This window comes from Salinispora sp. CH2A1_6 (assembly GCF_056820975.1).
In genome coordinates this window covers 584,789-605,034 of record NZ_JBXEDG010000001.1, presented here as the reverse complement: position 1 = coordinate 605,034, position 20,246 = coordinate 584,789, and the positions used below count along the sequence as shown (strand labels likewise).

Sequence of the window (20,246 nt, the reverse complement as noted above, 5' to 3'; positions counted from 1 at the left end):
CCGTCGCGATGCCGGGGCGCGGCGACTGTCCGGAAATCGCTAGGATGCAGCGGCCTTGTGCGAAGGAGAGGTGAGCACGACATGCTCCGCAACCGCCATCAGCCTGTTGTTGCACTCCTGTTAGCGCTGGTCAGCTCGACTATCCTGATCCCCCACGTGCCAGCCACGGCCGCTCCGGGGTCCTGCGCCAACCCGAGCGAGCCGGGTCAGATCATCAGTGACACCCCTTGGCACCAGCAGTGGCTATCCCCCCGACGGGTATGGCCTTTCAGCACCGGAGCCGGTGTTTCCGTGGCCGTTGTGGACTCTGGTTCCGACGGCAGTCATCCGCAGCTGGATGGTCAGGTAGCCCCCGGGTTCGACGCCCTCCGGGGGTCCAGCGGCGCCGACTTCGACTGTGTTTCTCACGGCACTGCGGTTGCCAGCCTGATTGCCGCCCGCCCACAGGAGGGTATCGGCTTTCATGGAATGGCCCCGGAAGCCACTATCGTCCCGTTCCGTGTTAGCGAACAGGCCGGTAACAAGGGCGACGAGGCCCAGGGCGAGAGCGTCTCCCCCGAGGTCTTCGCACAGGCCATCCGTCGGGCTACCGACAACGGCGCAGATGTGATTAACATGTCGGTGACGCTCTACCGCCCCTACCCCGCTGTCGAGAGCGCGATCCGCTACGCCCAGGCGAAGGACGTGGTCTTGGTCGCCGCCGCCGGAAACCTCCATCGCAACGGCGAGTACCCCGACCCGGTGCCGTATCCGGCTGCCTACGACGGCGTGATCGGTGTCGGCGCGATCGACGAGCAGGGCACGCGGGTGAAGCAGTCACAGGTCGGGCCCTATGTCGATGTGGTGGCCCCCGGTGGTGCGGTGGTCGCGGCCACCCGCGTGAAGGGCCATGATGTCTGGAGCGGCACCAGCTTCGCGACCCCGCTGGTGAGCGCGACAGCAGCCCTGATCCGTGCCGCCGAGCCACAGTTGTCCGCCTCGCAGGTTTCGCGCCAGCTACTAGGTACGGCGGACCCGGCCCGGGGAGGTCCGGAGCAGGGCTACGGGCAGGGTGTACTCAGCCCCTATCGAGCGGTTACTGAGCGGTTACGCAGCGCAGCGCCGGTGGCCGCGGCCCCGTTGCCCGAGCCGTCCTACAACGCAGCGGTTCAGGAGCGGACGCAGCGGTGGGAGGACTTCCGCCGATCGGCGCTCTGGGGTGGATTGTTAGTCGCGGCAATTGCGCTCGTAGTCGGCGCAATCGTTTCGTTGCTACCGCGGGGACGGCGACTCCGCTGGCGCCCGACCCGCCCTGGGGAGCCATCGCCCTCGGGTCCGGAAATCGACGAGCCCGAAGAGGCGTTCTTCCGGGTGCCCAGCTCGCTGCCCCGCGACTGACGGCCGTTCGACGCAGCCTCCGCACTGTCGGGTAGGCCAGGAGTCCGGCTGGACCGCAAATGCCGACGGCCCGGCACAAGGCCAGGCCATCGGATCATTCGCAGCGGCTCAGCCGCCGAACTTCGCCCGGTTTGCCGCCTCGCGGGCCTGCATGTTGGCAGCCGACTCACGCACCGCTCGCTCAATCCGGCCGAGCAGGTCACGCAGGTCGTTCGCCGCCGACTCCCATTCGCTCTGCCGGCGAAAATACGCCTCGCGTGCGTCACCATCCCAGGTGGCGAGCATGGGTGCGATGCTGGACTTGAGCCCTTCGAGCTCGCCGTTCATGTTTTTCATGCTGCTGCCACAGCTGTCTGCCGCGGCGTTCAGCGCACCGAAGTTGTACCGAATCTCCATCTCGGAACCTTCTTTCCCGTCAGAGCTTCAGCGCCGCGGTAATCTGCCCGGCGGTAGCGCCCGCGGAATCCATGTCGGACTTAATTGCTTGGTCCGCGATGTCGTAATCCTTACCGGCAGAGCCAACCGCCTCGGCGATCGCTCGCAGTGCCACGTTCAGCCGCGCCATGTCCTGGTCAAAGCGCTGGCGCACCTGCTGGAAGGAGCCCGCACCGGCGCCCTTCCACTGGTCGTACAGCGGTGCGAGCTGGTCCATCAGCTGGTTCAGATTGCCGGTAAGCCGGTCGGCGACGGCGTTTACCTCACCCTCGGTCTTCACCATCAAGCCGGTGTCGGTACGCATCGTCATGGTGGAGTCACCCCCGTCCTCATCGATCGCCTCGCTGTGGCGGAGGCGGCCTCGTTGCGGCGCGCTCGCACCGCTTGCCATACAAACCGTAACGGGTTCTGTGCAGCCTGCGCTAGGTCAGCCAACCTTTCTGAAGCGGCAGATTCTACTGTGGTAGTCCCGGCTGATCCGGTCCTGAAGCCTGCTTTGCGGCGGCCGGATCGAGTGCGGGACCAGCGGGTAGCCGGTCGACCAGACTCGCTGGTAGTTCAACGGTACGCACATCCCGATAGCCGAGCATTTCCGCCACCTCCTCCGAGGCCAGTGGATACCGGTAGCCGAGATCGGTAACCAGGCTCAGCGCTCCCGTCGAAGCCTCCGGCGCCGGCATGGCCGCAACCAGGACGCCGTGGCCGGGTTCGATAACCACCCGGTCAGCGAGAGGGATGCCCGTGCCGCTCTGCTCGGCAGTGCGCACCGGATCCTGCACCGGCTGTAGCTGACCTCCTAGCAGGAGGGTCGGATCGCTTTGCCCCGGCTGGTAGACCGCACAGACGGCTGGTCCATCGTCGGCCTCCTGGGCGATTTCGGGACGCTCGCCAGGCGCGCGGTGAGGCCTCCCAGCTGGCGGTGACGCCTTGGGTGCCGCCGCCGCGGCGCCGGCGGAGAGCGAGATCGGCTCCGGTAACGCCCCATCCGGATAGGCCCGCGTGGCCGCCGGGTCTGCCAACAGCACCTCGGCCTGAAGCTGGGTCAGCGGCCGCAGCTGACCGCGCTCGGCGAGGTAGTACTGACGGCCACCGTTCTGGCTTTCCACGACGAAGACCTGACCGATTCGAGCTTCCCGCAATGCATCGGATCGCTGACCTCGGTCGGCTACCTCCGGAATCTCGATCGGTTCACCAGCGGGTAGGGCGTTCAGCCACGCTCCGCCCACCTCAACCACGGGCTCCGTGGTCATGGTGAGTCCCTCAAGGACCACGTTTTCGTCGCCGATTTCGTACCGGTGGTCATGCCAGATCAAATGCAGTCGGTTCGTCGTGGTGTCGCGGACCAAGAGCGCGGTGTCACCCATCTCCCGCCCACCGTCGGATGCCGTACCGACCATCAGCACCGTGGTGGCGACGATCCCACCCGCCGGGTCGCGGGACAGCTGGGTGCAAAGCGTCCACGGACCGGAGCGGAGCCGCTTCGGGTCGGGCAGCGCGTCCGGTGCGTCACGAATGCCAATCGGGGTGCCGCGCGGCGTGCCGACCAACGAGTTACGGGAAACAGAGACGGTGGGCGCCGCCGTGCCCAACGCCAGCAGCGCCGACGAGTAGTTGACCACCGGGTACAGGCGGCCCTCTCGGTAGATGAACCGAGTACCGGTTTCCTTCTCCAGGATGACGGCCGCCTGCTCCTTCCACTTGGTGGCGCCGCCGGGGCGCAGCAACCCGTAGACGCCCACCGCGGCGAGGCAGAGCACCGCCACCATGAGGCTCGCGAAGCCAGCACCACCGAGCCGCCGAAACGGCGCGGCATTCTCCGGATCGGGCTCCCGGGCCACGAGCGCGGAGGTCATCCGCTGGACGAAGAATTGGTACGACTGGACCTGGTCCCGCCGCGATGGCATGGCACCTCCCCTTGCGCGGTCGGCACAGATGGAGTCGGACCGCGACGCCTACGATAGGCACCGCGACGACAACCGTGGGCCCGGCACCCGGCCGGCGCCACCTTCAGATCACCTCAACTGCCCGAGGAGTTCAATTGATCAGTCGTAGCGAGGCGATGACCCGGTTCCGACAATGGGCCGCCGTCGCCCTGCCCGGCCCGCTGCCGTTGCTCAACCTCTACGAGTTCGACCTCGGCTTTGTCATCTCCCACTCCGAACCTCTGAAGAGAGCGGCGGACGGAACGCCCCTGCCCCGAGCGGAAACCGGGCACCTCGTCGTGGTCGTCGACCGAGAGACCGGGGAGGTGACCCAGTGGCCATCGCTGCCCGGCGCGGTTGTCGCCGACAAATATGCGCGGTACCGCGCCGCCGAGGGCCGTTTCCCGCCAGACGTACGCGAGATCCTGGACCAAGCCGGGTGGTTCCCTGGCCGGGACATGACTGCCGCCGTCGACCAGTGGCTGAGGCGCTTCGCCGACGAACTCGCGGGCCTGGAGTGCTTTCCCGCCGCCCGGGCCGCCCTGGTCGAGTTCGGCGGGCTGCGGCTGCCCCAGTTCGGTGGACATGGGGAACCGGGAGGCGGGTTCTGGAGCTATATCCAACCGACCCGTGGGAAGGTGCTTTCCGAGGACTCCCACGTTTTCGCTGAGGAGTTCAACAATCCTGTTTTTCCGATTGGCAACAACGCCGACGGCCCCTCCGACCTGGTCATCGACGTTCAGGGACGGGTGTTCCAACTGCACTGGGCCGACGACTTCTTCATCGGTCCGGACATCGACAGCGCCCTCATCACCCTGATCCGCGGCGACGATGTCCCCGAGGCGAGTGACCTCACCTGGCGCACCGACGACTAACCCCGGCGGCTCAGCCGTTCAACGCACGCATGAACGTGTACAGGCCCAGCACACCGCACGCCACCGGCACCACTGCGAGCTGCAGCAGAATGTCGAGGAAGTCCCCGAACCGGGCCAGGCGTGGTGACGGGGCCCGTTGGCTGTAGGCGAGCCCGGCGCTGACCGAGATCCCGGCCGCGACCATCGCCACCGGCAGCACCGCCAACACGCGCACCACCGTCTCGGCATCGGCCGCGCCGACCAGGGGCAGCAGGGCCAGCCCGACGAGCCCTCCGACGAGCATGGGCACCCGGTGCCGGACGGTCGACACCAGTCGGGCCCGCAGCAGGTAGCCGAGGGAGACGACTCCGGTCAACACCAGAGCGGAGACCGACCCCGCCGCGGTCAACACGATCAGACAACCGACGGTGACCACGATCGCGCCGAAGATCATGCCGGTGAGCACCTCGTCAGCCCGGGCAGTCGCCTGGTAGACCGCCTCCCGCCGCGGCTGCGGCTCGTCGCGCAGCAGGTCCTCGACGGTCCGGGGCAGCGCCGGCATCGGCACCTTACCCAGCCGCACCGCGAGCAGCGGCATCGCCGGCAGCAGCAGGGTCACCGCGCTGACCACGATCGCCGCGCCCTGAGCGGCGTCAAGCGAGCCAAGGGCGAACAACCCGCCAAGCATGCCCCAAATTCCGGCGTAGACCGCCGCGACGAAGACCCGAACAGCGTCCCCCACCCCGAGGATGCCGAGTAGGCCGGTGAGGAGCAGGACGGCAGAGCCGAGCAGTATGTGTGGCGCGCCGAGCGCCCAGACGGACTCCCCGGTCCCGATCACCAGGATCCCGCCGACGAAGGCGTAGGGCAGTCCGGCGGCGGCCAGCACCGCCCCGGCGAGCGAGTCGGCCATCGCCCTGGAGAGCACGATCCCGCCCAGTAGTAGGCCGGCGGCGGCGCTGAGGGCGATCACGCCGCCGAGCCAACCGGGCTCCTCCGATCCGAGGATGACCGCCAGGCCGGTCAGCAGCAGCACACTGGCGACAATCAGGCCTGTCAGGCGAGTCGCGAGTGGATTCCAAGCGATCCCGCGGCGACGCGCGCCGGCCGCGACAGCTTGCATCAGGTCGTCGTACGCCAGCTCCGGCCACTCGGTACGACGCGGTGCCAGGTGTAGCGTCTCCCCATCTCGGATGTTCTGCGCCGCCAACGTACGGGTGAGATCGATGGTAGTGCCGTCGGTACGGCGTAGCATCCAGCCGCCGTGAGCCGTCCCGTCTGATGGGTGCTCCGCTGCCTGGCGTAACACGGCAGGCAGCATTCCCACCAGCGGCAGGTGCTCTGGTAGGGCTAGATCGAGTCGCCGGTCTGGGGCGACGATCGCGATGCGCGCGAGTCCGGTTCCGGCCTGGGTAACCACTGACGCCCCCTCCGACGAGGAGCGGACCAACCCAGGCCCGCGGCTGTCATGACGAGAAGAGGCTACCTACCATGTGCCGTGGCGTGGGCACCGGTTTCTTTCGATCGAGTCCAGGCATCAGCGGGGAGGTCTGATAAGTGAGCACCATCGTGGTGAAACGCCCGGCCCGGCAACCGGAACCGGAGTACCCGTCCGGCGAGGTCTTGCTGGAGGCGCCGCCCGAGGTGCCACCGCCGGGTGGACGCAGCTGGGGGCAGATGCTGATGATGCTGCCGATGCTCGCCGGTTCGTTCGCGATGGCGCTGATGTTCGCCGGCCAGAGCGGCAACACCATTCGCTACGTCGCCGGGGGCCTTTTCGGCCTCTCCGCGATCGGAATGCTCGCCTCGCAGATCGCCAACAACTCCGGTGGGCCGAACAAGCAGGAAATGCTGCAACAACGACGCGAGTACATGACACACCTGTCACGGCAGCGCCGTCGGGTTCTCAAAACCGTTCAGAAACAACGGGAAGCCGCGTTCTACCGGCACCCGGAGCCGAGTGCGCTCTGGTCCGTTCCGGTCGGCCCACGGTTGTGGGAGCGCCGACGGGGAGATGTCGATTTCGCGACCGTTCGGATCGGGCTTGGGTCGCAGGAACTCTCCACCCCACTGGTCCCGCCACCGGGGACGACGTTGGAAAAGCTCGAGCCGATGTGTGCCCTGGCCCTGCGCCGCTTCCTGACCACCTACGGAGAGGTGCCGGACCTGCCGTTGACGATGGCCCTCAACGGCTTCGCCCGGGTGCACCTGCGCGGGGACGACAAGGCGGTACGAGGCCTGGTCCGTTCGATGCTCGCCCAGGCCACCGCCTTCCACGCCCCGGACGACCTACTCGTGGCGATCTGCGTCGCCCCGGATCAGCGGTCCGCGTGGGAGTGGACGAAGTGGCTGCCGCATGGGCTGCACCCGAGTCGCACCGACGCGCTCGGGCAGCTGAGGCTCGTCGCGCCTTCGGCCGCCGGGCTGGAGGCGATGCTCGACGACGTGCTGGCCAGCCGGCCTCGCTACAACCCCACCGGCAGCACCTCCCAGGTGAACGGGCCGCACGTCCTGGTCGTCATTGACGGCGGCGACACCGCTGCCTCAGATCACCTGATGACCGAGGGCGGCGTGGAGGGCGTCACCCTGCTCGACCTCTCCAACCCGGCGCCGCGGCTGCTGGATCGAACTCGACTGGTGCTCGAGGTGACCGCGGACGACAAGCTCGCAAGCACCACTGTGGATGGCACGACGGAGATCGGGCGGGCTGACCACTGCGGGATCACAGAGATCGAGGCGCTCGCCATGCAGCTGACCCCGTTGCGGCTGTCGACCTCGTCCCGTGGTGGTGACAGCTCCCTCAGTGCCGATATGGGCCTGGTCGACCTGCTCAACATCGGTAACCCGCACGAGTTCGACCTCGAGGCAGCCTGGCAGCCACGGCCGAACCGGGACCGGCTGCGGGTGCCGATCGGTACCAGCGCCGACGGCGCTCCGATCGAACTCGACCTCAAAGAGTCCGCACAGGACGGCATGGGCCCACACGGCCTGCTGATTGGCGCGACCGGCTCCGGTAAGTCGGAGCTGCTGCGGACGCTGGTGCTGGCGCTCGCCGCCACGCACAACTCGGAGAACCTGAACTTCGTTTTGATCGACTTCAAGGGTGGCGCGACCTTCACCCGGTTAGACGCCCTCCCACACAGCAGCGCGGTCATTACCAACCTCGTTGACGAGTTGCCGCTGGTGGACCGGATGGCCGACGCGATCAACGGTGAGCTGGTGCGCCGGCAGGAGTTGCTGCGCGCGGCTGGCAACTACGCCTCGCAGCGCGACTATGAAAAGGCTCGGGCTGCGGGGGCACCCCTGGCTCCCCTGCCGAGCCTGCTCATCATCTGCGACGAGTTCTCCGAGCTACTTCGGGACAAGCCAGACTTCATTGAAATGTTCGTGCAGATCGGTCGCGTTGGCCGGTCGCTCGGTGTCCACCTGCTGCTGGCCACCCAGAAACTGGAGGAGGGTCGGCTGCGCGGCCTGGACACCCACCTGTCGTACCGGATCGGGCTGCGGACCTTTTCCGCCATGGAGAGCCGGGCGGTGCTCGGCGCCACCGACGCGTACGAGCTGCCCAATTCGCCGGGCCACGGCTACCTCCGCTTTGGTACCGAACCGCTGGTCCGGTTCAGGGCCTCGTACGTCTCCGGCGTCTACCGCAGCGAGACGGCGACGGCGGTCGCCGCCGGTGACAGCGAGACGCGGGTGCTGGAGTACAGCACCAGCTATGTCGCGCCGCCGGTGACACCGACCGAGAAGAGGGTGACACCGGAACCCGACGTCGCCGCCGGTAGCGGCGAAAGCCTGCTGGATATTTTGGTCGGCCAGCTCACCGGCCGGGGTACACCGGCCCACCAGGTGTGGCTGCCCCCGCTCGCGGAGCCGCCGACGCTGGACCAGCTCCTGCCACCGCTGACCGCGGACCCGGACCGGGGGGTGACGGTGGCGCACGCCGGCCTGGTCGGCGAGCTCCAGGTGGCCACCGGCATCATCGACAAGCCCTTCGAGCAGCGTCGGGACGTGCTCTGGTTTGACCTGGCGGGCGCCGCCGGCCATGCGGTGATCGTGGGCGGTCCACAGAGCGGCAAGAGCACCCTGCTGCGGACAATCGTTACCTCCCTGGCGCTGACCCACACGCCACGTGAGGCGCAGGTCTACTGCCTCGACCTGACCAGCAACGCGCTCTCCTCTCTGCGCGACCTGCCGCACGTCGGCGCGGTGGCGACCCGGCTCGACGCCGGTCTGGTCCGGCGAACGATCGCCGAGTTGCAGCTGCTGATGGGTGTGCGGGAGCGGCGGTTCGGTGAGCGCGGGGTGGACTCGATGGCCGCGTACCGGCGCGCTCGCCGACACGGCCAGCACACCGACGACCCGTTCGGCGATGTCTTCCTCGTCATCGACGGCTGGTCCACCATTCGTACCGAGTTCGAGGACCTTGAGCCGGCGATCAGCGACATCGCCAACCGCGGGCTCTCCTTCGGCATTCACCTGATCGTCACCGCCGGACGCTGGATGGACCTGCGCCCGGCTGTCCGGGATGTTTTCGGCACCCGGCTGGAGCTCTGGTTGGCGGACGCTGGTGACTCCATGCTGGATCGTCGTGCGGCGATCAACGTGCCGGAGAAGTCACCCGGCCGGGGAATCAACCCCGATGGTCAGCACTTTCTCGCCGCGCTGCCCCGCGCCGACGGCGCTCAGGAGCCGGAGAGCCTGCCCGAGGGGTCTCGGAAGCTGATCAACGATCTCGCCACCGCCTGGGAGGGACCGGGAGCCCCGCCGATCCGTTTGCTCCCGCCGGTGGTCCCGTACGGCAGCCTGCCCTCCACCGGACGGCCCGGCGTGCCGATCGGCATCGCCGAGGTGGACCTCCAGCCGGTACACCTGGACCTCGCCGCCGACCCGCACTTCCTGCTCTTCGGCGACGGGGAGGCCGGCAAGAGCACCTTCCTACGGGCACTGGCCCAGTCGATCGTCGACCGCAACGAGCCGAACGAGGCACGACTGATCCTCGTCGACTATCGCCGCAGCATGCTCGGCGACATCACCACCGATCACCTGGTCGGGTACGGATCGTCGGCGCAGCTCACCGAAAACATCGTCGCCGAGGTCGCCGCCGTGATGCGGGACCGGCTGCCTCCCAACGACATCCAGCCCGACGAGTTGCGGGCACGCAGCTGGTGGAAGGGGCCCGATCTCTACCTCCTGGTTGACGACTATGACCTGGTGGCAGGGGCGGGCAGCAATCCACTGATGCCGCTGCTGGAGTTCCTGCCGCAGGCCCGGGACATCGGTCTGCATGTGATCATCGCTCGCCGCACCGGCGGCGCGAGCCGGGCCCTCTACGAGCCGGTACTGATGCGACTGCGGGAGATCAGCACCCCGGGCATCGTGATGTCCGGCAACCGGGACGAGGGGGTGCTGCTCGGTAACGTTCGCCCCGGGCCACTGCCACCGGGTCGGGGCTGGCTCGTCACCCGGCGGGAGGGCACCCGATTGGTGCAACTGGTGAATCTTCCGTCGCAGGCGTGAGCACCCGACGGGGTTGCGCAATGACGCTATACTCTACCAGAGTGGATACTCAGCCTACCGCTGCATGGATGCCCAATTAGGACATACGGTGAATAAAGTGAGTTTCCTGGTTGGTCACGTGCGCCGCTGACGGGTGAGCGATCGGGGGAGACACATGGGCGACGACTGGCTCGCCGGGGAGAACATCGACGTCGACATCCAGCAGCTCGACGACTTCGCGGCTGCCCTCATGGACGAACTTAACGCAAACTTTACTCCCAGCTATCAGCATGGTGTGGTTCCGATGCTCCAAGTAAGGGCACCGTTCGGCACGGGCGGAATGAACGAGGGCGTGTACTTCCGGGACAGTCATGAACAAAGCCGCACGGCGATAACGGCTTTACTCACAGAGGTGGGGACAGGTCTGGCCTCCCTCAGCGTTGCCGCCAAATCGATCTCCGCTGGCTACCTCACCGAAGACGCCCTCGCCGAGGCGACCAACGACGATGTTTTGAGAACATTCTCAAATCTGGATTCATGGAAGCCTCTTGACCAGGCCTCGCAGCCGGGCCACAACGAGCAGGCAGACTCGACTGACCCGCGCGCGGAGGCTCGCTTTAAATCGGTGGCCGCCGACCTTGAGAACGAAACCGCTATCGAAGGAGGCAGTGACGGCAGTGAGGGAACTTCGACACTAGGCCAGCCAGAGACGGTCGGCGTGGGTTCTGCCGCATACCAGATCCAGGGCGACGATGAGGGGATGCACGGCGACGAGGTGGCTCCAGCCGACATCGACCTACGGGACTGACGGGCTGGGATGGGAGTATTGAGGGAGCGGGGATGAGAGACCAGTATTTCGGGTATGAGCCAACTCCCACCATGACCCATGGGTTTTTTGCCGGAGGCACCGACGACTACGTCAAGGACCCGAGCCCATCCTATTCGCCCACCCAGTGGGACAGGCTCGACATCGAGCAGATGTGGGAATATGTCCGCCACGAGAGCGATGAGCACACCGTCGCTCTGGCTGAGGCTTGGCGCCGCGCCAGCGTCCTACTGCAGGCCACGCGGGAAAGTCTGAAACGGCACGCCGATGGGCTGGCGGCGAAGTGGCAGTCGCCCGCGGGTCACTACTTTATGACCAAGGTGGGTGCGGCCCTCCACTCGTTGGACGAGTGGAGGGAGGTTGCCGACCGGCACGTCAACGGCTTGGAGCAGATCGCGAATAAGATCGAACAGACGCAGAAAGACATGCGCGTGCTCTGGCTGGAATACCAGGACGAGCAGCAGCACCAAACTCATAAACGCAAGGCCGACGAAGGAGTTCAGGTCAGCGACATCTTTGGCTTGAACAACGGTAAGTCGTTCGAGGAGGTGCGGCGGGATTTCCATGAACGCGCCAAGAACGTCGTCAAGCCGCTGGCTGAGCTGTATATGGACGTTTCCTATGCAAACATCTATCGCGGCGGCCAGTACCGAGGACCAACAGCTATAGCCGAGATCAACCTCGGGCAGCTTTCGCTGCCCGCTCGGCCGAACGCACCGACCGGGCTGCAGGCGCCCGCACCGACCTTGCCCGGTGGCCAGCCGGAGCTACCCGACCACCTCGACGTGACACAGCCCTCCCCACCCGAGTTGTCCGACGGCGTCGGGCTCGCCGGCGGCACCGTGACCGCGCCACCTCCGACGCTCGGGCCCCCGCCGGCCACACCACCGCTCTCCACCCCGCCTACACCTGCCCCCCCAACGGTAATACCGGGCGTGAGCGGCCCGACGAACCCTCGACCGACCATGCCGACCACCACCAACCGACCCAGCACTCCCCGCCCCACGCTGCCGGGAGCCAGCAACCCCGGTGCCCACGGCCCCGCACCCCAACGGCCCACTCCTCCCAGCACCAGTACCCCCAACCCGACCCATCGGGGTCCCGCAGGGTCCCGCCCCACTCTGCCCGGCAACACCGGCACCCCGGGACCGCACAGCCCCCACCCCGGACAGTCCCGCACACAATCCGCTAAACCGACACCGCCACCGTCGCCCACTCTCAACGGCAAGCACGGCGCCAGCCCACACAGCAGCCTGCCAAGCGTCGGTCAGCCCATCCCACCAGCCACCAACCGCCCCACCCCGTCAACCGGCAGCGGCACCCGGGGCGGCGGACCCCTCACCGGCCGGAAGGCAGCCGGCGGTCCCCGAACGGCGCCCAGCACCGTACCCGCACCATCACTGGGCGGCCGTCGGGGCACCCCGCCCCACCGCACCGGGGCACGACAAGCCGGGGACGAGACCCAAAACTGGCGATACGGCGAAGGTGACAACGAGCTCTGGACCACGGAGCCACCCCCGGCCGGCACCATCGCCACGCCGACCGAGCAACGGCCACGCCACCACGGAAGAACTCTCGGCCAGAGCTAACCCGGAACGGGCTGATCACCCCACCACGGGTGACCGGCCCATACCATGTGACAACCACCAAACCGGCCGCGGAACAGCCACAGAGGAGGTAACGCGAATGCGCCTCGCCCCCCGCCCGGTAGCCACGATCGCCACCGCGGCACTCGGTGCCATGGTGGCCCTCGGCGCATCAGTCCTACCGGCATCCGCCGCTGACCGGAAAGACGCCTGGCACCTCGATGCCCTCGAGCTAACCGAGCTGCACAAAATAGCCCAGGGCGAGGGAATCACCGTCGCGGTCATCGACTCTGGCGTAGACGCCAGCCACCCAGACCTGAAAAACAACGTGCTACCCGGCGAAGATGTCTACGACGACGAGTCCAAAGGACACGAGGACCGCACCGGGCACGGCACCGCGATGGCCTCCCTCATCGCCGGCCACGGACACGGCCCCGACGGCCGCGACGGAGTTCTCGGCGTCGCTCCCAAAGCCAAAATCCTGCCCGTCACCGTGGCGAGCATGGGGCAAAGAAGCGGAAGTGTGCCGTTCATCGAGCCGGGCGGGGTCGCGACCGCAATCAACTGGGCGGTCGACCAGGGCGCAGACGTCATCAACGTCTCCCTGCATGGCACGCACAGCGACGCGCTCAACCAGGCGGTGGAGCGGGCCTATCAGAACGACGTGGTCGTCGTCGCCGGCATCGGTAACCGGCAAAACGCGGTCATCGGCAACCCGGCCCGACACGAGGCCTCGCTCGCGGTCGCCGGCACCGACCGCGACGGCGAACCCAGCCGCGAAGGCTCACTCCCAGCCGGGGAGATCCACCTCGCCGCACCCGCCCAAGACCTCTACCAAGCAGTACCCGGCGGGGGATACGCAACGGTCACCGGAAACAGCGGCGCCACCGCCCTCGTCTCCGGCGCCGTCGCCCTGGTGAAGTCGAAATACCCAAACCTCAGCTCACTGGACCTGTTCAAACGAATGGTCGAGACCACCCGCGACGCTGGCAAACCCGGCAAGGACCTCGACTACGGCTGGGGCCAGCTCGACCTACGCGCGGCCCTCACCGGCGAACCAGACGGCCGCGCCACCCGCACCGAGGCCCCCCGAGAACCCGAAATCAACCCGACCCTCGCCCGCGCCCGCGCGTACGACCCAGAACCGATGAACAAAACTCTCGAGATGGTGCTCTCGATCGTGATCGTTCTCGTTGCCCTCGGGCTGATCACGACGCCGGTGCTGCTCCTGCTGCGATACCGACGCCGACGGCGGCGACAGGCCGAAACACCAGTGATGGAGACCGCAGCGGCACCCCAGGCACCCGCCGCCACACCACCGGCCCAGCCCACGGACGACGCCCACTGGCGCCGCCCCGACTAACCCGGGATCAGGAACCAGCCGGAAGCCAACGCCCGGAAGCCGCGTCGAAACACGCCAACAGCTCGTCGCGGCCATCCCGGTGCAGGCAGTGCAGACCCGTCCCGTCCGGAACGACCAGCGACTCCATCCGCGGCTGGCCCCGCCCCCACGCTTCGGGCGTCGCCTCATCCGGATCCCACCGCAGCACAGCCGCCCACTCGTCGGACTCCACGAACGGCGAATTCTCGCCCAGCAGACCGAGCCGGCGGTAGAGCCGGGCCGGGGTATCCCGGCCCGGCCCGGCCCAGGCATGTACCAGACCGGCGGCCCGCTGGTAGCCGTCTTCCAGATAGGAAGACAAGTACCGGTGTGGAATCACCAGCTGCAGGCGGATCGGTAGGTCCTGGTCGGGTTCAGCAACAGCGTCGTCCGCGTCCGGCGCGTTCCGCGGCGCCGGCACACCCGGTGCTGCCGGAGTCGTGACGGGGGGCTCCCGCCGCTGACGCTCCTCCTCGGTGGCATCGGTAACCACCTGCCGAAGCTGGCCGAGCCAGTCGTGCAGGGTCCGCAGGGCCGCACCGGGTAGTGTCGCCACCAGCGGCGTGCCCGGGTTCAACAGGAGCTGCCACGACGGGTCCGGCCACTGCTCGGCCAGCCGGAGACTGCTCACGGTGATCAGGTCCTGGTCGCCGAGCGCCTGGCGCAGCCGCGCCTCGCTGGTGAAGACCGGCAGGTTGAGTTTCCCCTGCTCGTCCGGGAGGCACCACCACGGAAATCCGGGGTCGGACAGGTCCCGTGACTCGGACCCGCCCGGCCGGATCGGTAGCAGCAGTTCCACGCGGAGCAGCGCCGCCGTCAGGGTGTCCGGATTCTGCTGGTCGATCGCGTGGCGCAGCTCCCGCTCCGCCTCCAGGGCGGGTCCCGCGGTTACCCGCAGCTCGTCCGCGGTGACGTGAACCCCGATCGGCAGACCGGCGTTGACCGCGAGTAGCCAGCTGTCGTCCGGCCAGTCGGTGGCCAGGTCTTGAAGGCTGAGGGCGCGATAGTTCACTGATTGGCCGGGCAGGCAGGCGGCGACCGCCTCGGGGGAGGTGAACGCGATGACGTGGGTTTCCCCGTCATAGCGGCCCGTCGGCCACACCATCGGTGCCGCGCCGGCGGTCGCCTGCGGCGACACCGGCAGCAGTAGTGGGCCGGCAGCCAGTGCCACCAGGAACGTCTCCCGCTCTCCGGCCTCGGCGGCGGCCAGCAGCCGCTCCTCCAGCGACGTCGCCGGTCGCCAGTCGGCTACCACGTGCCGTCCGCACGTACCCGGTGGGGCTGTCGACCCAGCACCAGCGTGGTGATCGCCTCGTCGAGGTTCGCGCCGAGGAACCAGTCGCCGCAGTGGTCCAGCACGAACACCCGCCCGGGTTCGTCAACCGCCAGGATGCCGGTGCCGTCGCCCTCCTCGCCGAGCGGGGTGAGCGGCGCCCCGATCACTGCGGCAACCTCGGCGAGGGTGCCCACCGAGCGGCCGACCAGAAACGGATCCAGGTGGAAGGTGCTGGGCGCGATCTGTTCTCCGTCGCCCTGCGGGCGGACCAGCAGGCCACCGAACTCGGCGTACGCCTCGACCGCGGACCGGACGATGGTGTGTTGCCGGCCGTCCGGCATGGCGTCGGCGGCAAGCCGCAGCGCCCACTGCTGAGCCCGGTCGTCATCCCGGCGGCCCGGAACCCAGCCGGCGGCCTGCAGCACCTCGGCGACCAGGGGTGGGAAGCGGTCGTTCATGCCAGCCCTTCCACTCCGAACCAGTCAAGCAGGGCCGCGCACGACCGGCAGGGGGGCTGTTGCTCGTCGTCGCGGGGGTCGCCCTCCTCCCGGATGCGGGTAACCCATATGTTCGCCCCCCGCAGCAGGGATCGGGCCTGGGTCGGGCTGATCGACCCACCTTCGGCCTCGGCCTCGTAGAGCCGGTCGGAGAGGAGCACGGCCTCGGCGCAGGAGCCGGCGAAGCGTTCCCGCTGACTGCTCGGCAGCTCGTCCAGGAACCGCCGGATCATCGGGTGCAGGTGGGGCTCAAGGTCACCGCGAACCGAGGTATGCGTGTGGATGGTCCCATTGAACAGCAGTGCGCCCGCGGTGAGCGGCAACATGCGAAGTGTGGCCATCGTTCCTCCCGCTCCTTGCTTCTTGGTGCGACACCGAGGCGTCTTGGTGCGGCACCGAGCCTAGCGGCCAACCCGATCGCGGCGTGCCCTGCCGTTCCTGAGCACTCGCCACTCGTCGCGTGGGCGGCACCCCGGTCTCGCTGCACCGACACCCACTACCGGGCAGGAGGCGCCTTCCGCCCTTCGCCACGGGGCCCCGCCAGGTCGAGCGCCTGGGATATCGTTCGACGTAACCCCTTCTGCCGATGCACGAAGCCCGGAGCCATGACGCGTGCCCTTCTCGTCTCCCCGGATCAGCCCGGCGCGTATCCATCCATCGGGGACGCGCTCGCGGCGGTGGACACCGACGCCGTGATCTCCGTCAGCCAGGGCACCTACCACGAGGCGTTGTTCATCAACGACTATGCCGTCACCATCGTCGCCGCGCAGGGCGCCGGCACCGTGACCGTTGACGCGTCCTGCGGGGAGTACCCCACGGTCTCGGCCAACTCGGGTCGCCTGGAGCTGCGGGATCTGGTCCTCAAGGCCGGCGACGCTCCGGGCGTCGCGGTCGAACGGGCGCAGCTTGTGCTGACCAACTGCGAGCTGAGCGCCGGTTTCGGCCCGGCGATCTCGGTGTCCCGCGGGTCGGAGTTCAGCGTGACCGGCTGTCGGGTCAATGGCGCCCGCTACGGCCTCGTCATTGACGACGCTGACGGCACTGTGGAGGGGTGTGAGTTCAGCGACCTGAGCGAGGACGGCATCATCGTTCGGATCGGGGCATCGCCGACGATCCGCGCCAGCACGATCACCCGCTGCGGCAACCGCGGCATCTATGTCTACCAGTATGGCCGTCCGACCATCGAGGCCTGCGACATCTCCCAGACCGGTCACGCCGGCGTCGCCGTGGCGCACCAGTGCGCTCCGGTGCTACGGCGCTGTCGAATTCGGGACACCCGGGGGCCAGCTGTCTCCTTCGGCCGCGGCTGCCAGGGCATGGTGGAGGAGTGCACCACCGAGAACACCGCGCTACCGGCGATCGAGGTGGGGGCCGACGCCACGCCCACCATCGTGGAGGGCTCCACCAGCCGGCGTACGACCTTCGGGGCGGAGGCGGCGCAGGCCGGGCAGGCGCCGGACACCGAACGCACCGAGCAGCTCCTGGCTGAACTGGAGGCCATGGTCGGTCTGGAGGCGGTGAAGGAGCAGGTACACGCGCTGATCGACGAGATTCAGGTGAACGGGTGGCGACGCGCCGCTGGGCTACCGGTCGGCACGGCCAGCCACCACCTTATTTTCGCGGGCACGCCGGGCACCGGTAAGACCACAGTGGCCCGCATCTACGGCGAGCTGCTGGCGGCGCTCGGCACGCTGCCGGGCGGGGCCTTCCGGGAGGTGTCCCGGCGGGACCTCGTCGGCCAGTACCTGGGCCACACGGCGGAGAAGACTGCCGCGGCGTTCGAGGCAGCCCGGGGCGGGGTGCTCTTCATCGACGAGGCCTACACCCTTTCCCGCTCCTTCGGCAGCGGCGGTGACTTCGGCCAGGAAGCCATCGACACGCTGGTCAAGCTAATGGAGGACCACCGCGAACAGGTGGCTGTCATCGCCGCCGGCTACACCGGGGAGATGCGCCAGTTCCTCGACGCGAACCCGGGTCTCGCCTCCCGCTTCGCCAAGACCATCGAGTTCGGCAACTACAGCCCGGAGCAGCTGGCCGTCATCGTGGAGCGGATCGCCGGCGGTGACGAGTACCTGCTCGCCGAGGGCGCCGCCGAGCTGGTCCGGGCGCATTTCGCCACCATCGAACGAGACCAGAACTTCGGCAACGCCCGCGAGGCCCGCACACTCTTCGAACGCGTACGCAAGGCCCAGGCGCAGCGGCTGCGCCAGTCTGGTCAGCGCCCCGACCTGGACGAGCTGCGTACGGTGACGGTGGCCGACATCCGCGTCGCGATCGGTAACTGAGTGGTAGCGGCCCAGCTGAGGAGGACGTGAGGTGACTCATCCGGGTGCGGCACGGCCGGGTGAACCGGGTTGGCAGCACCACCCGGATGCGGCCGCCCAGCCGGCCCAGCAAGCGCCACCCGAGCAACGGGGTGCTGCAGGGCAGCAGGCCGGTGGGCCGGCGCCCGCGCGGCCGCTGAGCCAGGCGGACAGTGGGCCCGGTCACGCCTGGGCCGCGCAGCGTGCACAGGGTCGGGCGGCGACCAGCACCGTCTACGGCGCACGGGGAACAGAGACATCACCACCCAACCCGACAGCGCAGGCCAACCCGGCGGCGCAGGCCACCGCGGCGGCACAGGCCACTGCGGCGGCACCGTCGGAGGCCGCCATGACGGCCGCGTCGCCGGCAGCCCCCGCCTCGTCCGCCACCGCCACCGGGGCACCACCCACGGCCGACGTCCCGGCCGCCATGCGGGTGCGACCATATCGGCTTCCACTTCGGATCGGTGGGATCACCGTTTTCCAGCTGGTCGCGTGGCAGTTCGGGGTCGCGGCGGTACTCGCCGCCACACAGCACAGTGCAGCGCTGACCGCCGTGATCGCCGTCGTGGCGGTGGTGGTGCTCGCCCCGACAGCGATCCGGTTCCGTGGCCGCTGGCTGCACCAGTGGGTCTCGGTCTGGTGGGGTTTCCGGAGGCGACACCGGCAGCTGACCGCGGGCGACCCGGACCCGGCCCGGCAGCTCCTGGCCCAACTGGGGTGCGGCGTGGAGCTGGAGAGCGTCGAGATCGACGACCAGCCGGCGGTGTTGCTGACCCACCCGGCTGGGCTGAGCGTCGTCTTCGATGTCGACCCCACCGAGGGTGCCCTGCTGATGAGCGCTCCGCAGGCCCTGCCCTCCCCCGCTGCGCTCCTGCCACCGGCAGATGCGAAGGCACCGCCGGTGGTGGTGCAGCTGCTCATCCAGGTGACCCCGACACCGCGTGCCCGCCCCGGCGCGGCGGCGGTGGACCGGGCGTACCGAGAACTGACCAATGGGGACGTGCCGGCCAGTCGGCAGGCGTGGGTGGTGCTCCAGGCGGCGCGAACCCCCGACTTCCACGCCGATCGCGACCTACTCCCGACGCTGACCGGGGTGATTCGGCGGACCCGACGGCTGCTGCGGCAGGAGCGGGTGGCGGCGCGGATGCTCAACCGGGACGAGGTGCTCGCCGCCGTCACCACCCTCACCCACCTGGCCCGCGTAGCGCCGGGCGCCGGCGAGCAACCACTCGCCCGCGAGTCTTGGCGGGCCTGGTCGACCGCGGGCGCCCGGCAGAGCTGCCACCGGCTGCTGGACTGGCCCAGCCGGCAATGGGAGATCGACGCGCTGCTGCGGGGACTCCCCGCCGCCGGGGGCGTGGTGTCGATCGCCGTCAGCCGGGCGGACGGCGACGACCTCGCCATGGAGGCGGCCTTCCGGCTGTTGAGCAGCGGGCCGGACGGTCTGGCCGCCTCCGACCAGGCCCTGCACGAGGCGATCCGCCGCCACGGCGGTCGGCTGCAACGACTCGACGGCGAGCACGCCCACGGGGTGGCCGCCACGCTCCCGCTCGGAGGTTTCCTGCGGTGAAGAGTGTCGCTTTCCCGGACAGTCGGATGGGGTTGCACCGCACCGACGCCGCATCCGTTGGCGGCCTGCGCCTGGTCGCTGGCGGCGGTGGCCTGGTCGTCGGTCGCAACCGACAGCAGGAGCCGGTGGGGCTGCGCCTCTTCCGGGCCGAACCGACCCGGCTGATGCTGACCGGCGGCGTCCGCAGCGCCCAGCTGATCGCCTTCCGCGCCATCGCACTCGGCGCCCGGCTCTTCATCCAGACCCGACGCGAGCGGGAGTGGGATACCTTCCTGCGGCGCTGCGTCATCGGCCGGGAAATCGCCTCGTTCCTGCCGCCGGGTATCCCGCCACCGGCCGCGGCCAACCCGACCGAACCACAGCTCGTCGTGGTCGACACCGGCCCGGTCGCCGGCCCCGACCCGGGGCTCAGCGCGCCGTGGCGAGCCACCCTGGTGGTCCGCGACGACCTGGCCGGCTGGGACTCCGCCGCCCTGGTACGCAGCGACATCGTGCTGCTCCAGCGGCTGACGGCGGCGGAGGCGGCGACGGCGGCGAGCGCGCTGGGGCTGGTGAGCGTGCAGAGCTGGTTCACCCAGTTGCACCCGGAGATGGTTGGCCTGATCACCAGGGGCAAGGTGCAGTGGGTCATGCTGAGTATGACCCACACCGAGCGCCAGTTGATCGGGTCGGTGGCCCGCGGCGGTGCCTGACCGTCCGGCCGTCCACCTCGGCGCC

Annotated in this window: 16 protein-coding genes; 9 read left to right on the top strand and 7 right to left on the bottom strand. The window is 68.8% G+C overall.

Annotated features, from left to right (window positions below):
* Window positions 1–81: 81 nt before the first annotated feature.
* Window positions 82–1,377, top strand: coding sequence for a type VII secretion-associated serine protease mycosin (mycP, locus tag AC1UKG_RS02845; RefSeq protein WP_482641872.1), 1,296 nt, complete (start codon window positions 82–84; stop codon window positions 1,375–1,377).
* A gap of 108 nt (window positions 1,378–1,485) precedes the next feature.
* On the opposite strand, the gene AC1UKG_RS02840 is transcribed toward mycP (AC1UKG_RS02845), so the two are convergent.
* From AC1UKG_RS02840 to eccB, 3 genes are all read right to left on the bottom strand, one after another.
* Complete coding sequence (locus AC1UKG_RS02840; RefSeq protein ID WP_482641873.1) at window positions 1,486–1,773, bottom strand: WXG100 family type VII secretion target; 288 nt, start codon at window positions 1,771–1,773, stop codon at window positions 1,486–1,488.
* 19 nt (window positions 1,774–1,792) lie between these two features.
* Entirely contained in the window at window positions 1,793–2,122 is a 330-nt protein-coding gene (locus AC1UKG_RS02835; RefSeq protein WP_018743326.1) for a WXG100 family type VII secretion target, read from the bottom strand.
* A gap of 145 nt (window positions 2,123–2,267) precedes the next feature.
* Window positions 2,268–3,716: a type VII secretion protein EccB gene (gene eccB, locus AC1UKG_RS02830; RefSeq protein ID WP_482641874.1), complete on the bottom strand. Its 1,449-nt coding sequence runs from the start codon at window positions 3,714–3,716 to the stop codon at window positions 2,268–2,270.
* A gap of 134 nt (window positions 3,717–3,850) precedes the next feature.
* On the opposite strand from eccB, the gene AC1UKG_RS02825 reads away from it, so the two are divergent.
* Window positions 3,851–4,609 (top strand): SUKH-3 domain-containing protein, encoded by a 759-nt coding sequence (locus AC1UKG_RS02825; RefSeq protein ID WP_026271425.1) that lies wholly within the window; start codon window positions 3,851–3,853, stop codon window positions 4,607–4,609.
* Between the two features lie 10 nt (window positions 4,610–4,619).
* Here AC1UKG_RS02825 and eccD read toward each other — a convergent pair whose 3' ends face one another.
* Window positions 4,620–6,008 (bottom strand): type VII secretion integral membrane protein EccD, encoded by a 1,389-nt coding sequence (gene eccD / locus AC1UKG_RS02820; protein ID WP_482641875.1) that lies wholly within the window; start codon window positions 6,006–6,008, stop codon window positions 4,620–4,622.
* 137 nt (window positions 6,009–6,145) lie between these two features.
* Here eccD and eccCa point away from each other — a divergent pair, with 137 nt between their 5' ends.
* The 4 genes from eccCa (at window position 6,146) to mycP (AC1UKG_RS02800) (ending at window position 13,862) form a co-directional block, all read left to right on the top strand.
* Window positions 6,146–10,108: a type VII secretion protein EccCa gene (eccCa, locus tag AC1UKG_RS02815; protein ID WP_482641876.1), complete on the top strand. Its 3,963-nt coding sequence runs from the start codon at window positions 6,146–6,148 to the stop codon at window positions 10,106–10,108.
* Window positions 10,109–10,262: 154 nt separating this feature from the next.
* Window positions 10,263–10,895, top strand: coding sequence for a hypothetical protein (locus AC1UKG_RS02810; protein ID WP_482641877.1), 633 nt, complete (start codon window positions 10,263–10,265; stop codon window positions 10,893–10,895).
* A 32-nt stretch (window positions 10,896–10,927) separates the two neighbouring features.
* A complete protein-coding gene (locus AC1UKG_RS02805; RefSeq protein WP_482641878.1) occupies window positions 10,928–12,502 on the top strand; it encodes a WXG100 family type VII secretion target in 1,575 nt (524 codons plus the stop codon).
* Between the two features lie 97 nt (window positions 12,503–12,599).
* Window positions 12,600–13,862: a type VII secretion-associated serine protease mycosin gene (gene mycP, locus AC1UKG_RS02800; RefSeq protein WP_482641879.1), complete on the top strand. Its 1,263-nt coding sequence runs from the start codon at window positions 12,600–12,602 to the stop codon at window positions 13,860–13,862.
* 7 nt (window positions 13,863–13,869) lie between these two features.
* On the opposite strand, the gene AC1UKG_RS02795 is transcribed toward mycP (AC1UKG_RS02800), so the two are convergent.
* Genes AC1UKG_RS02795 through AC1UKG_RS02785 form a run of 3 tightly spaced genes read right to left on the bottom strand, consistent with a single transcriptional unit; the run spans window position 13,870 to window position 15,994 of the window.
* On the bottom strand, window positions 13,870–15,135 hold the full coding sequence (locus AC1UKG_RS02795) for an SseB family protein (protein WP_018814257.1): 1,266 nt from the start codon (window positions 15,133–15,135) through the stop codon (window positions 13,870–13,872).
* Window positions 15,129–15,614 (bottom strand): SUKH-3 domain-containing protein, encoded by a 486-nt coding sequence (locus AC1UKG_RS02790; protein WP_018743318.1) that lies wholly within the window; start codon window positions 15,612–15,614, stop codon window positions 15,129–15,131. The genes AC1UKG_RS02795 and AC1UKG_RS02790 overlap by 7 nt, the downstream gene beginning before the upstream one ends.
* Window positions 15,611–15,994, bottom strand: coding sequence for a YwqJ-related putative deaminase (locus AC1UKG_RS02785; protein WP_482641880.1), 384 nt, complete (start codon window positions 15,992–15,994; stop codon window positions 15,611–15,613). The genes AC1UKG_RS02790 and AC1UKG_RS02785 overlap by 4 nt, the downstream gene beginning before the upstream one ends.
* Window positions 15,995–16,258: 264 nt before the next feature.
* Here AC1UKG_RS02785 and AC1UKG_RS02780 point away from each other — a divergent pair, with 264 nt between their 5' ends.
* From AC1UKG_RS02780 to AC1UKG_RS02770, 3 genes are read left to right on the top strand one after another with little or no spacing between them, the layout of a single operon-like run.
* Window positions 16,259–17,938 (top strand): right-handed parallel beta-helix repeat-containing protein, encoded by a 1,680-nt coding sequence (locus tag AC1UKG_RS02780; RefSeq protein WP_482641881.1) that lies wholly within the window; start codon window positions 16,259–16,261, stop codon window positions 17,936–17,938.
* A gap of 31 nt (window positions 17,939–17,969) precedes the next feature.
* Window positions 17,970–19,529 carry a type VII secretion protein EccE gene (gene eccE / locus AC1UKG_RS02775; protein ID WP_482641882.1) on the top strand — a complete coding sequence of 520 codons (1,560 nt, stop codon included), beginning with the start codon at window positions 17,970–17,972 and terminating at the stop codon, window positions 19,527–19,529.
* On the top strand, window positions 19,526–20,221 hold the full coding sequence (locus tag AC1UKG_RS02770; RefSeq protein ID WP_026271421.1) for a hypothetical protein: 696 nt from the start codon (window positions 19,526–19,528) through the stop codon (window positions 20,219–20,221). The genes eccE and AC1UKG_RS02770 overlap by 4 nt, the downstream gene beginning before the upstream one ends.
* Window positions 20,222–20,246: the final 25 nt, after the last annotated feature.

What these genes read in the sequence shown, in the direction of transcription:
- AC1UKG_RS02810 (WP_482641877.1), top strand. Translation starts at nt 10,263, where the DNA reads ATGGGCGACGACTGGCTCGCCGGGGAGAACATCGACGTCGACATCCAG.
- mycP (WP_482641879.1), top strand. Translation starts at nt 12,600, where the DNA reads ATGCGCCTCGCCCCCCGCCCGGTAGCCACGATCGCCACCGCGGCACTC.
- eccB (WP_482641874.1), bottom strand. Translation starts at nt 3,716, where the DNA reads ATGCCATCGCGGCGGGACCAGGTCCAGTCGTACCAATTCTTCGTCCAG.
- AC1UKG_RS02785 (WP_482641880.1), bottom strand. Translation starts at nt 15,994, where the DNA reads ATGGCCACACTTCGCATGTTGCCGCTCACCGCGGGCGCACTGCTGTTC.
- AC1UKG_RS02835 (WP_018743326.1), bottom strand. Translation starts at nt 2,122, where the DNA reads ATGACGATGCGTACCGACACCGGCTTGATGGTGAAGACCGAGGGTGAG.
- AC1UKG_RS02840 (WP_482641873.1), bottom strand. Translation starts at nt 1,773, where the DNA reads ATGGAGATTCGGTACAACTTCGGTGCGCTGAACGCCGCGGCAGACAGC.
- AC1UKG_RS02790 (WP_018743318.1), bottom strand. Translation starts at nt 15,614, where the DNA reads ATGAACGACCGCTTCCCACCCCTGGTCGCCGAGGTGCTGCAGGCCGCC.
- AC1UKG_RS02805 (WP_482641878.1), top strand. Translation starts at nt 10,928, where the DNA reads ATGAGAGACCAGTATTTCGGGTATGAGCCAACTCCCACCATGACCCAT.
- mycP (WP_482641872.1), top strand. Translation starts at nt 82, where the DNA reads ATGCTCCGCAACCGCCATCAGCCTGTTGTTGCACTCCTGTTAGCGCTG.
- AC1UKG_RS02780 (WP_482641881.1), top strand. Translation starts at nt 16,259, where the DNA reads ATGACGCGTGCCCTTCTCGTCTCCCCGGATCAGCCCGGCGCGTATCCA.